An 11,983-nucleotide genomic window follows, 5' to 3' on the forward strand; every position below is an offset into this window, starting at 1 on the left:
TCTTTCTATATACAAAAAAGAACCCGAAGATTCATTAATCCAGGGTTCAATCATACATGGGAAGCCTTTGGCTTCCCAACACGTTATTTTTCAACTTGCTGAATGCTGATGCGCTGGGCTTCATCCAGCATCGTTGCTTTAGCGCGGATGCGAGCTTCCAGCTGATCGATCATGTCGTTGTTGTCCAGACGATCTTTACGAATCCCGTCTTCATAAAGGCCGCTTTTCTTGTTGCCACCGGTCACGCCGAGCGTGGATACCAGTGCTTCACCAGGACCGTTCACGACGCAGCCGATAATGGAGACATCCATCGGCGTAATCAGATCTTCCAGACGCTGTTCCAGCGCGTTTACTGTTCCAATGACGTCAAATTCCTGACGCGAACAGGTTGGACACGCAATGAAGTTGATCCCGCGAGCGCGGATGCGCAGCGATTTCAGAATGTCGAAACCGACTTTGATCTCTTCAACTGGATCTGCCGCCAGCGAAACACGCAAGGTGTCGCCGATCCCTTCGGAAAGCAGCAGCCCAAGGCCGATCGCCGATTTGACGGAACCGCTACGCAAGCCACCTGCTTCGGTGATCCCGAGGTGCAACGGCTGATCGATCTGTTTCGCCAGCAGACGATAGGATTCAACGGCAAGGAAAACGTCAGAGGCTTTCACGCTCACTTTGAACTGATCGAAGTTAAGACGATCAAGGTGATCCACATGGCGCATCGCAGATTCGAGCAGCGCCTGTGGCGTCGGTTCGCCGTATTTCTCTTGCAGATCTTTTTCCAGCGATCCGGCGTTTACGCCGATGCGGATAGGGATGTTTTTATCACGGGCGCAATCAACAACCGCGCGAATACGCTCTTCGCTGCCGATATTACCTGGGTTAATGCGCAGGCAATCCACGCCATATTCCGCGACTTTCAGGGCAATACGGTAGTCAAAGTGGATATCAGCGACCAGCGGAACACTAACCTGCTGTTTGATAAGTTTGAATGCCTCTGCAGCATCCATAGTCGGCACGGAGATACGGACAATATCCGCACCTACGCGCTCTAATGCTTTGATTTGATTGACTGTGGCCTCAACATCCGTAGTTCGGGTGTTGGTCATCGATTGAACGGCGATGGGTGCACCATCACCAATCGGCACATTCCCAACGTAAATCCGTTTGGATTTTCTACGTTGAATCGGAGCCTGATTATGCATGAAAAGTCTCCCGCGCTACTCGCCTGTTACTGTGCTGCTGATTGTTCGGCATTAACGGTAAGACGCGCAACCTGGTTAGTTCTGATAAAACGGCTCAGATCGACAGGTTTTCCTTGATACTGGATCTGCACCGCAGCCGGAGCGCCGATTTTAAGCTTATACGGTGCCTGACCGGTAAGATTTAACGTGCCATCTTTACGCTGCAAGCCGCTGAACAGCTTTTTGCCGGTTGCGTCTGTCACTTCCAGCCAGCAATCGGCAGAAAAGTTCATGACCAGCGCGTTAGGGTCGGCAGTTGTGGTCCCTGCAACACCCGCCTGATCCGTTGGCAGTGGTTGAGCGGTATTCGCCGTATTAGCCGATGCCGTGGTGGCTGGAGCGGTATCAACATTGGCCTGAGAAGGCGCAACGACGGCGTTTTGCGCCGTCGTTTGATCCGGTGTAGTAGCTGGTACAGGCGTCTGTACAGGTTCTACGGTCTGAGAATCTGTCGCAGCCGTGTGCGGCTCGACAGAAGTGCTGCTCTCGGTGTTTAACGGCACGCTTTGCGCACCGTCGTTACCGGAATTGTTCAGCTCAGCTGATGACTGATCGGCCATCGTGGTGATCTCTTCCTGCTGCGCTTTGTGGTTTTGCCACCACCATGCGCCCGTCAGACCAATCACTACAAACAGCACCAGCCAGGTAAAACTCATCAGCCAGCCATCACGTTTTTTACGACGTTTGCCCAGAGAAAAAGTCTGCATCGGCGCGACTTTCGCCGCACGAACCGGTGCCTGTTTTTCCATCATAGGCAGCAGTTCTTCTTCAGGGATATGCACCAGTTTTGCATAAGAGCGGATGTAACCACGCAGAAACGTTGAAGCGAGATCGGCGGGAGCCTTATCTTCTTCAATATTGCGAACCGTGGAAACCTTCAGGCACAAGCGTTCTGCAACGGCTTGCTGGCTGAGTCCGAGTTGTTCACGGGCGTTGCGAAGACGAACGCCGGTGGAGAGTGCTTCATTTTGGTCGTGAGTGGCTTCAGTATTCATTCGCTACAACTACTTACTGGTACGTGTAAATTAGGGTTCAGGCGCCGGTGAGTCACAATGCCACCCGCACCGCGAAACTTCTGGTCATTTAACCGTAGTCGGACACTAAGTATAAGACTGTCCGGCCTTAGTTGACAGTGCAGCGCTACTCATGAGGCTAAACTGTTGTTGCGACGTTACATACTGCCTTAAAGTCGTCGGAAACGCACCGTAATTATTCAGCAATCCCAATGAATCTAACTGAATATTCAGTAAGCTAATGCGTCACGACGCAAATATGCGCCGTGACCGCATAAGAATCACACCGCTTTGACCTCAATCGCCTCGCCCTGCATGCGTTTACGCAGCGTACGCTTGGTACGGTCAATCACATCGCCAGCCAGCTGACCGCAGGCAGCATCGATATCATCACCACGCGTTTTACGCACGATAGTGGTGAAGCCGTACTCCATCAACACTTTGGAGAAACGGTCGATACGACTGTTCGAGCTGCGACCATACGGTGCGCCAGGGAACGGGTTCCAGGGGATCAAGTTGATCTTGCATGGCGTGTCTTTCAGCAATTCCGCCAGCTGATGCGCATGATCGGTTTCGTCATTCACATGATCCAGCATTACGTATTCGATAGTCACGCGACCCTGATTAGCATTGGACTTTTCAAGATAACGACGCACAGCGGACAGGAAGGTTTCGATATTGTACTTTTTGTTGATCGGTACAATTTCGTCACGGATTTCGTCGTTTGGTGCATGGAGAGAAATGGCCAGGGCCACGTCAATCATATCGCCCAGTTTATCCAGAGCGGGTACAACGCCAGAAGTAGAGAGCGTTACACGGCGTTTGGACAGACCAAAACCGAAGTCATCCAACATGATTTCCATCGCTGGAACGACGTTAGTCAGGTTCAGCAACGGCTCACCCATGCCCATCATCACCACGTTGGTGATTGGACGCGTGCCGGTGACTTTTGCCGCGCCAACGATTTTCGCCGCGCGCCATACCTGACCAATAATTTCAGACACACGCAGGTTTCGGTTGAAGCCCTGCTGCGCTGTTGAGCAGAATTTACACTCCAGCGCACAACCCACCTGGGAGGAGACGCACAGCGTCGCGCGATCTTCTTCCGGGATATACACCGTTTCAACGCGCTGATCGCCAACCGCAATCGCCCATTTGATGGTGCCGTCAGCAGAACGCTGTTCTTCCACCACTTCCGGTGCACGGATTTCAGCGACGTCTTTGAGTTTGTTGCGCAGCACTTTGTTGATGTCAGTCATGTCATCAAAGTTGTCGCTGCAATAGTGGTACATCCATTTCATGACCTGATCGGCACGAAACGGCTTCTCGCCCATCTCTTTGAAAAACTCGCGCATCTGCTGACGGTTCAGATCCAGCAGGTTAATTTTTCCATTTTTATTTGGAACCGCGGCAATGGCGACTTCAGAGGTGTTAACTAGTTCAGACATAATATTTTCCGGCCTCGTTGTTACACGTTATGGCCCGTGGAGGGTTGAAAAGAAACGCCCCGGTAGGCGATCTGCTCTTCCGGGGCGTTGCATTGTACAAAGTCTGACGCAGGGATGCCACGTTTGCACGCGGCATTTACGAAAAATTAGTATTCCAGCGGAATTAGCGCGTACGTGCGCACACTTCGCCTTCTGCGAAGAAGTAGGCGATTTCGCGCGCAGCAGATTCAACAGAGTCGGAACCGTGGGTGCCGTTTTCGGTGAAGCTGTCCGCGTAGTCAGCACGCAGGGTGCCAGCCAGTGCGTTAGCCGGGTTAGTTGCGCCCAGCAGATCGCGGTGACGCTGTACTGCGTTTTCGCTTTCCAGTACGGAAACCACGATTGGACCGGAAGTCATGAACTCAACCAGGCCGTCGAAGAAAGGTTTGCCGTCGTGCTCAGCGTAGAAACCGCGAGCCTGTTCAACGGTCAGATGCAGCATTTTGGTGCCAACGATTTTGAACCCTGCAGATTCAAAGCGAGCAAAGATGCTGCCAATAACGTTTTTTGCCACCGCGTTTGGTTTGATGATGGAAAAAGTACGTTCAATAGCCATGATTACCTCTGTTATGTGTTCTGTTGTTTTGCATACGTCTGTATAAGATGGCGCGGATTATAGAGAGCAATAGCGTCATTGCCTATGGTTCGACGTAACATTTTTTTAAAATAAGACGAGTTTTAGCAACAGGTCACATCTACGATTTTCTTTTCGTTACTGCAAGGTGAAATTCGCCGTGGCGACTTGCCCCGTCTCATCCAGTACCAGTAACTGATAATCCCCTGCTTTATCAAGCTGCAAAGTGTAAGCGCGTCCCTTCACATTCAGCGGTTCGCCGTTCAGGAACCACCAGCGCACGCTGTCGCTGCCGATGGCCTGTAGCGGCAGCGACACCCGAGTCTCACCGGGTAGACGTTTAATCAACGCGCCTTCACGTATGCCAGATAACATCAGCGGCGCGGGGGAATCTTGCGCCAGGGGAGGACAAACGGCAGAAGACGCAGGAACGCGCGCGGCTCTGCGCTCAGATGCAGGTAGCCACGGCTCCAGCGGCAGCGGCCAGACGTCGAGGATTTTCTCCTGCGCATCAGGGCAATCTACCGCGACGCGTTTGCCCGACTTATCCAGCCAGACCGGGAAACGAATCCCGCGAATGCCTTCCTGCTCGGGAAGTAACAGCGTGGGCGGCTGGCTGCCATCAAGCAACCAGGTCGCGAGCCTGCGACGACAGTTCTCACTACCTTCAGGCAGCGTCTGTCCACCAGGCCAGCAGATCACACCCCGACTTACGGAGGCTGGACGTGGATCGCGCGGCAAACGCCCCTCGTCGACTGTCGAACTCGACTGCAGCATGTTATTGACCTGGTTCAGCAACGGCACGGCGCTGGCAAAGCCAAACTGCCCGGCAACCGGTGTGCCGTCCGGTCGACCAGTCCAGATACCGATGATGTAACGCGCATTCAGGCCAACGGCCCAGGCATCACGATACCCGTAGCTGGTGCCGGTTTTCCACGCCAGAGGCGCAACCTGTGGCAGTGCACCATCCGGCAGCGGTTGCGTTTCGTTACCTAAAATGCGGCGAATAATCCACGCCGCACCGGGCGAAAGCAGCGGGCGCTCAATCAGCGGGTCACCAGGCTGCAAACGTAACTGTCCCGCTTTCCCCTGACGGGCAAAGGCACTGTAGGCGGCAGTGATATCTGCAAGCCTGGCGCCCGCGCCGCCCAGTATCAGCGATAGATTGGGCTGCGCACCAGCAGGCAGGATCAGGCGTAATCCGACGTTGCTCAGCATCCCGGCGAAACGTTTGGGACCGTAGGCTTCCAGCACCTGAACAGCAGGAAGATTGAGTGAGCGCACCAGCGCTTCGCTCATACTGACGGGGCCATGAAATCCACTGTCAAAGTTGCCGGGACGATAATCCCCCGTGCGCCTTGGCACATCCTGTAAAAGAGAAGCAGGATGGATCAGACCGTCGTCCAGCGCCATGCCATAGACAAAGGGTTTCAGCACCGATCCCGGCGATCGGATCGCGCTCACCATATCGACGTGGCTAAACCGGCTGTCGTCATTGATGTCCACCGATCCTACCCAGCCACGCACTTTCATGTTGGTGTGATCAACGACGATCATCGCCAGAGAGCTGCGCGGGGGCAGACGAGATTTCCAGTTCATCGCCAGCTCTTCGAGCTGTCTTTGAAGCGAGGCATCCAGCGTGGTCACGATTTTATTGTCGCGGCTTTTGCTCAGCATCATGCGGGAGAACAACGGCGCCAGCTGCGGCATTTGTCGTGGAGCCAACCAGACCGGCTCCTGACGCGACTCTTTCACCTGCTGCTCACTCCAGACCCCCTGCGTCACCATACGCTCAAGCACTTTATTGCGTGCCGCTTCAGCGCGGTCTGGCCAGCGGTCCGGGCGCAAACGACTCGGTGCTTGTGGAAGCACTGCCAGCAGCGCGGCTTCGGAGTAGCTTAGCTGCGCCGGTGATTTCCCAAGAAAGGCCCAGCTTGCCGCCCCCACTCCCTGAAGTGTTCCACCAAAAGGTGCGCGATTGAGATAGAGGGTGAGAATGTCGCGTTTGGAAAGATGCCATTCCAGCTGCATCGCCCGCCAGAGCTGACGCACTTTGCCGCCAAAGGTACGCGGATGCGGATCGAGCAGGCGCGCCACCTGCATGGTGAGCGTACTGCCGCCCGACACCACTTTGCCAGAACTCAGATCCTGCCAGGCAGCACGCAAAACGGAGAACGGATTGACGCCCGGATGATCCCAGAACCAGCGATCTTCATACTGGATCAGGGCGTCGAGATAGCGGGGAGAAACCTCTTCGATCGTGACCGGATAGCGCCAGATCCCGTCGCTATCGGCAAACCGCCACAGTGGCGTACCTTTTTCATCAACCACCACCCGCGCCGGGTTGACCTCTTTCAAAGGCAACGGCCACAGGCGGTCGGCGACAAAAATCAGTCCCCATAAAATGAGAATCGCCCCCACCAGCCACAGCCAGCGGGAGCGAATGAGTCGAGATAACGTCACGTTACGGAACGATAATCAACGGGCCGCTTGCGGCACCCGTTGCCCGCCACTGTGGAACATACATAGATTCCACCATCGGAACCGGAACCTCATACGTCCCAGGCGTAACAGCGCGAGCCAGGTACACCAGCGTTACAGGCTGCCCGTCGTTCACCGGAACCGCCGCGACAAAGCGATCGTCGCGGAACTCCATATGCTGAATATCGGCCTGTTGCATCTGGTTTAACAGGTTCTGCACTTCACTGCCGCTGTCCTGAAGGCTGGCGCTGCTGCTGGCGAGATTCTGGTTTTCCAGCTCAAGACCTGCCGGGAGTAAATCCACCACCAGCGCATCCGGGACATTCTGATTGGCTTTCACTTCCAGCCAGACCAGAACCAGTTCACCGCTCTTCAGGGAGGAGAGGGATTTACTGCTGCCGTCGGTCGCCAGAATATGACGCTCGATTTGCAGGACATTAGACGATGGCTCTGGGGCATATTCCGGATAACCTGTACTGTCGAGACGCACCCACAGTGGCGTAGTGCCGCTGTTGGTGACCTGCAATGCGCCCAACTGATCGCCCGTGACATTTTGCACCTGAGACTTGTCGCTGCTCAGCGCTTTATCAGAGACGCTGGTCGTTGCTTGCCAGGCACCGGAAAGCGTCTGGAGCGAACGTCCGGCCAGGAACAGAGCATTGATCTCCTGAGTCGAAAGCCAGCGCTGGCTGAACGCCTGTTGAGAGAGCGTATTCAGCAACGTGTTTTGCGCATCCGGCAGCAGTTTGTACTCTTCCAGCAGAGAGAGCATCAGGGCGTTATCGCGTAGCTGGCTGCCGTAGTCTGCCATCCAATTTTTGCTGTCACTGCGCGGGGTTTTTATCGCCAGATCCAACGCCTGCTGGCTGCGCGGCGCATCGCCCATCAGTTTCAGCGCCATCCCCAGTTGCATCAATGGCAGACCAGAACCGGTCTGAGCACGACGATCCCAGATTTCACGCAGAGCGCCGAGCGGAGCCTTTTGCTGGCGTGCGAGCACCAGGGCGGCATACGCTTGTACGGCGAACTTACTGGCCTGAGTATCATCGCTGTAGCGAATGGACATCATGCCCGGATCTTGCAGATAGCGCAGCAGACGGCTGTTGGCATTGTTCACAGCATCCACGGGCACGCTGTAACCCTGTTCGCCCGCGCGCACCAGGAAATCGGTGACGTAGGCGGTCAACCAGTACTCTTCCGGGCCATTTTTATCCCACAGGGCAAAACCGCCGTCATCGCGCTGCATTTGCAGCAAACGGGAGATGCCGATATCAATGGCCGCGCGACGTTTGTCATCGGTATCCCCTTTGATGCCAAGCGCGGTCAGCTGCGCGGCGTTGGTGTAGAGCGACGGGAACAGGCCGCTGGCGGTTTGTTCCAGACAGCCGTACGGATACGCCTGCAATTCGCGAATATAGCGCGCCAGATTCAGCGGCGGCTTACCGCTGAGCAGCAACTGCCCTTGCAGCGTGGCCGGAGAGAATCCCGTGATATGCTGCGTCGGTGCCGTCCAGCTTTCGCCTGGGTTGAGCATCGTGCCGGTATTGACCGTCTGCGCCGGGAACGCCGGACGCACGCCGATTTTCCAGCTTTTCTGCTGCGGTGCGAAGGTTTCGCCCGGAAGTTCAAGGCCGGTCACCTGCGCGGTAATTTCACCGTCGCCGTAGCCATCCAGCGCACGCACCGGAATAAACAGCGTATTGCGTACGCCTGGCGCCAGTTGAACAGGCTGCGGCTGCGCCCCTTCAAGAGACATTAAACCCGACGCGGTGAGCGATACGTTCAACGTCTGCGGCTTGTCGGTGAGGTTGGTCAAGTCCAGCGTCAACCGCGTGGAATCACCGCTGGCCAGGAAACGTGGTGTGTTCAACTCGGTAATCACCGGGGCGGCGACAATTACTTTTCCTTCGCTGCTACCAAAGTCATCCTCGGTCCAGGCCTGGGCCATCAAACGCAATTCGCCGTTGAAATCGCCAATCGGTAAGGTAATAGTCCCCTCCCCATTCGCGTCCAGCGTCACAGGCTGAGCCTGTTGAGCAATAATCGTGACGTGATTCACCGGCGGTTTACCGCCGCGTTTCAGCTCATCACCATCGCCACCAAAGCGCAGCGCCGCCATGCGTCCCTGTCCTTCGATAACCTGGCCGTAGATGTCATAGATATCTGCGCCGTAGCGTTTCTGGCCGAAGAACGCCTGCCACGGGTCGGGCGTGACGTAATCGGTGATATTCAGTACGCCGCTGTCCACAGCCGACACCAGTACGTTCACTTTCTGCGGAACAGCACCGTCTTTCACGCTAGCTTTGACTTTCACCGACAGCGTCTGATTCGGGCGCATTTTCTGCGGATTTTCCAGCGCAATATTCAGGCGACGGTTTTCATCACCCATCGGCAGATGTAACAGACCTACGGCGCGTTTTGGCGTCGCTGATTTGGATTTATCTCCCGGACGCACCACCAGCGTGCTGAGGTACAGATCGTGACGCTTCCAGGCCTTGTCGACTGGTATAGAGATATCCAGGCCATTGGCCGGAACGTCGATCTCTTTCCACCACAGCGGCCCTTCGCTGGATTCGATCATCGCATAGCCTTTACCCGCAGCAGGTGCAGCAACGTGTAACTTAATGGTGTCGCCAGGCTGATAGGAGGGCTTATCGAGTTTCAGCATCACCCGGTCCGGGCGCGCAGCGCCGGTGCCGTCGCTGTTATCCTGCCAGCTGTAGCCCGCCCAGAAGCGCACACTGCTGACCATGTTATCTGGGGCTTTGACTTCCAGGCGGTAAGACCCCCACTCCACCGGGAAGGTCACTTTGCCCGTTTCGTCGGCCTTAAGCGTCAATTCCTGCTCGCCTTCCACCAGATCTTTCTGGTCGAACTGCGACAGCCAGCCATCGCTTTCGGACCAGTTCCAGTAGTAGTCACGACGCTCGCGAATCAGGCGCACCTGAAGATCCGAGACCGCTTTTTTGGCGCCGCTGGCATCGGCATAAACAATGTCGAAACTGGCGTTGCCATTTTCATCGACAATCGGCTGGTTCACCGTAGTGTCGGTCCGATAGTCGTAGACCGCCTTACTGGCAAACTGCGGGCGAATCCCCGGCAGCGTATCGGCAGGCCAAATAGCCTGTTCCGCACGGCGCGTCACCGGACGTCCACCCGATTCCAGCAGGCTTGCCTGGAGAATCAACTGCAGCGGCGAGTGAGTTTCTTTCCACTGGCTTTCGGTCGAGACCTGACCCCGGCCTTGATCATTGAGCGCTAACTGCACTTCATCCAGGCTGCGGCTGAGATTCTCCTCAGCGATGTCGCCAAACTGGAAGCCTGGCAAGGCGCTGACCGCCTCACGCAGCGGACGAAGGAACAACTGCCCCTGCAGGTTATTACCGTTGGCCGGAGCACCGTAAAGGTAATATCCGACAACATCAAAATTCACCTCGTCCTGCGTCGAAACCGGGGCTTTCTGCCCGGTCAGATTCAGCGCCATGCGTTCAGGCATGAAATCTTCGACGTGGAAATCCCACAGACGTTGCTGGTTGTCACCGGTATTGGCACGAACGTGCCACATGCCCGTTTGCGAACCGCTCTCCAGCGGGTAGTTAAAACGGTACAGACCGTTTTCCGGTTTGCTAACCACCGTGCGCGCCACTTGTCCATCTGGGCGCAGAACTTCCAGCTTCACTGGCTGGTCTGGCAGCGGCTTGCCATCACTGTCGCGCAGCAGACCGTTGAGGATCACCGTCTCGCCCGGACGATAAAGATCGCGCGGACCAAACATGAAGAATTGCTTGCTGTAACCTGGCGCACCGGCGATATCAAATTCCGCCAAATCGAGCGCCGGGAGTTTGAGATCAAGAAGCGTGGTCTGCCCGTCTTTACGGGCCAGAATCAGCGCGGCTTCTTTATCGGTTTCTAGCTTCGCGTGGCCGTCAGTATCGCTGGTGCCTTGCGCCAGCGTCTGGCCTTTATCGTTCAGTAGCAACACTTCAACGCCGGACTGCGCCGCGCCGTTCTCCAGGCTCTGGGTGAAAATATCCAGACGGTTGTGATAGCGGTGCGCGGATAAGCCCACGTCGCTCAGCGTGAACAGGGTTGCCGCGTTGCTGTAATTGTAATGCCCGGCCTGATTCATCACGGCGATATAGACGCCAGACTGCTGCAACGGTTTGATATCACGCAGTGGCAGGAGCAATTTTTCACGCGTGTTGCGTGCCGGATTGAGATCAAAACGCCCGGTATAGACCAAATCTGCCATCTTCAACAGATTGTCGGATTCCCAGTTGGTCAGGGAGTTGCGGTACTCCCACTGGCTGACAAATGACGCCAGCGATTCCGGCTTCACGCGGTAGAAGTTCACGTCCACGTTATTGACGTTGAGCGCCATCACCGGCAGGCCTTCGACGACTTTTCCTGGCAGGAGCGAACCCCGGCTGGCAAAGCCCACGGTCGGTTCAATATCCCGCGTAGTGATCGCTTTTTCGTAATCGATGCCAAACGTCGCTTTATTCAATGCCTGAAGATCGCGCTCCACGGTGACAACCAGGTTGCGATTCGGCTCCAGGTGACGCAGGCGCAGCTCTTTCAGATTCGGGGCAAGTTCCCAGGCACCATCCACTTTGCCGCTCTTTTTATCGACGACATGAACCGTGCGGGCGAAATCCTGATCGGGATTGAGCGGAACGGAAAAAGTCAGCACCAGCGTTGATGCACCATCAAGCTGCACTTCCGAGGCATCCAGTAGCGTCAGCTCTTTGCCCTGACTCAGCGCGGCCAGTTTCGCCAGCTTATCAGCATCGGGTTTTACAGGGGCTTTTTCTGTCGGAGTGGACGCAGCGGGTGCCGTCGCCTGAGACTTGTCGTCACTGTTATCACAGCCAACAAGCGTAAAAGTGGTGAGTAGCGCGAGAGAAAGCGCAGCTAAGCGAAACGGTGTCATCCTATATCCCTGGTCCGTAGAGCCTGTTAGTCGTCCGACTAAGTATTATCCGCAAGTTTCACGAATACAAAAGTCCAATTTTAGAATCTGGATAGCGCCTCGCATATTACTCCCGGAAAGGGGCAACTGCTACTCAGATCACAGTGGTAAAGGTTACATGTTACCTTTCGCGTCATTTGTTTTTAAAACAATAAGATAGCTGGATGTAAAGGTCACCCACCTGCTAGTTTAAACCTGAGACGCACCCAGAGTGC

At 55.5% G+C, this 11,983-nt stretch carries 6 protein-coding genes; all 6 read right to left on the minus strand.

Going from position 1 to position 11,983, the window contains the following annotated elements:
* Positions 1-83 precede the first annotated feature (83 nt).
* The 6 genes from ispG to JBO43_RS06120 all read right to left on the minus strand — a co-directional run bounded on the left by ispG (position 84) and on the right by JBO43_RS06120 (position 11,729).
* On the minus strand, positions 84-1,202 hold the full coding sequence (gene ispG / locus JBO43_RS06095; RefSeq protein ID WP_095282891.1) for a flavodoxin-dependent (E)-4-hydroxy-3-methylbut-2-enyl-diphosphate synthase: 1,119 nt from the start codon (positions 1,200-1,202) through the stop codon (positions 84-86).
* A 26-nt stretch (positions 1,203-1,228) separates the two neighbouring features.
* On the minus strand, positions 1,229-2,236 hold the full coding sequence (rodZ, locus tag JBO43_RS06100) for a cytoskeleton protein RodZ (protein ID WP_202673902.1): 1,008 nt from the start codon (positions 2,234-2,236) through the stop codon (positions 1,229-1,231).
* A 299-nt stretch (positions 2,237-2,535) separates the two neighbouring features.
* The gene (locus JBO43_RS06105; RefSeq protein WP_095282893.1) at positions 2,536-3,702 is read right to left on the minus strand and encodes a dual-specificity RNA methyltransferase RlmN; all 1,167 of its coding nucleotides are present in this window, start codon (positions 3,700-3,702) and stop codon (positions 2,536-2,538) included.
* A 163-nt stretch (positions 3,703-3,865) separates the two neighbouring features.
* Complete coding sequence (ndk, locus tag JBO43_RS06110; protein ID WP_095282894.1) at positions 3,866-4,297, minus strand: nucleoside-diphosphate kinase; 432 nt, start codon at positions 4,295-4,297, stop codon at positions 3,866-3,868.
* Positions 4,298-4,453: 156 nt separating this feature from the next.
* A complete protein-coding gene (pbpC, locus tag JBO43_RS06115) occupies positions 4,454-6,778 on the minus strand; it encodes a peptidoglycan glycosyltransferase PbpC (protein ID WP_202673903.1) in 2,325 nt (774 codons plus the stop codon).
* Position 6,779: 1 nt separating this feature from the next.
* The gene (locus JBO43_RS06120; RefSeq protein WP_202673904.1) at positions 6,780-11,729 is read right to left on the minus strand and encodes an alpha-2-macroglobulin family protein; all 4,950 of its coding nucleotides are present in this window, start codon (positions 11,727-11,729) and stop codon (positions 6,780-6,782) included.
* Between the last annotated feature and the right edge of the window lie 254 nt (positions 11,730-11,983).

The sequence above is a fragment of the Lelliottia jeotgali genome, from assembly GCF_016771845.1.
Classification (GTDB): domain Bacteria; phylum Pseudomonadota; class Gammaproteobacteria; order Enterobacterales; family Enterobacteriaceae; genus Enterobacter; species Enterobacter jeotgali.

What these genes read in the sequence shown, in the direction of transcription:
- ispG (WP_095282891.1), bottom strand. Translation starts at nt 1,202, where the DNA reads ATGCATAATCAGGCTCCGATTCAACGTAGAAAATCCAAACGGATTTAC.
- rodZ (WP_202673902.1), bottom strand. Translation starts at nt 2,236, where the DNA reads ATGAATACTGAAGCCACTCACGACCAAAATGAAGCACTCTCCACCGGC.
- JBO43_RS06105 (WP_095282893.1), bottom strand. Translation starts at nt 3,702, where the DNA reads ATGTCTGAACTAGTTAACACCTCTGAAGTCGCCATTGCCGCGGTTCCA.
- ndk (WP_095282894.1), bottom strand. Translation starts at nt 4,297, where the DNA reads ATGGCTATTGAACGTACTTTTTCCATCATCAAACCAAACGCGGTGGCA.
- JBO43_RS06120 (WP_202673904.1), bottom strand. Translation starts at nt 11,729, where the DNA reads ATGACACCGTTTCGCTTAGCTGCGCTTTCTCTCGCGCTACTCACCACT.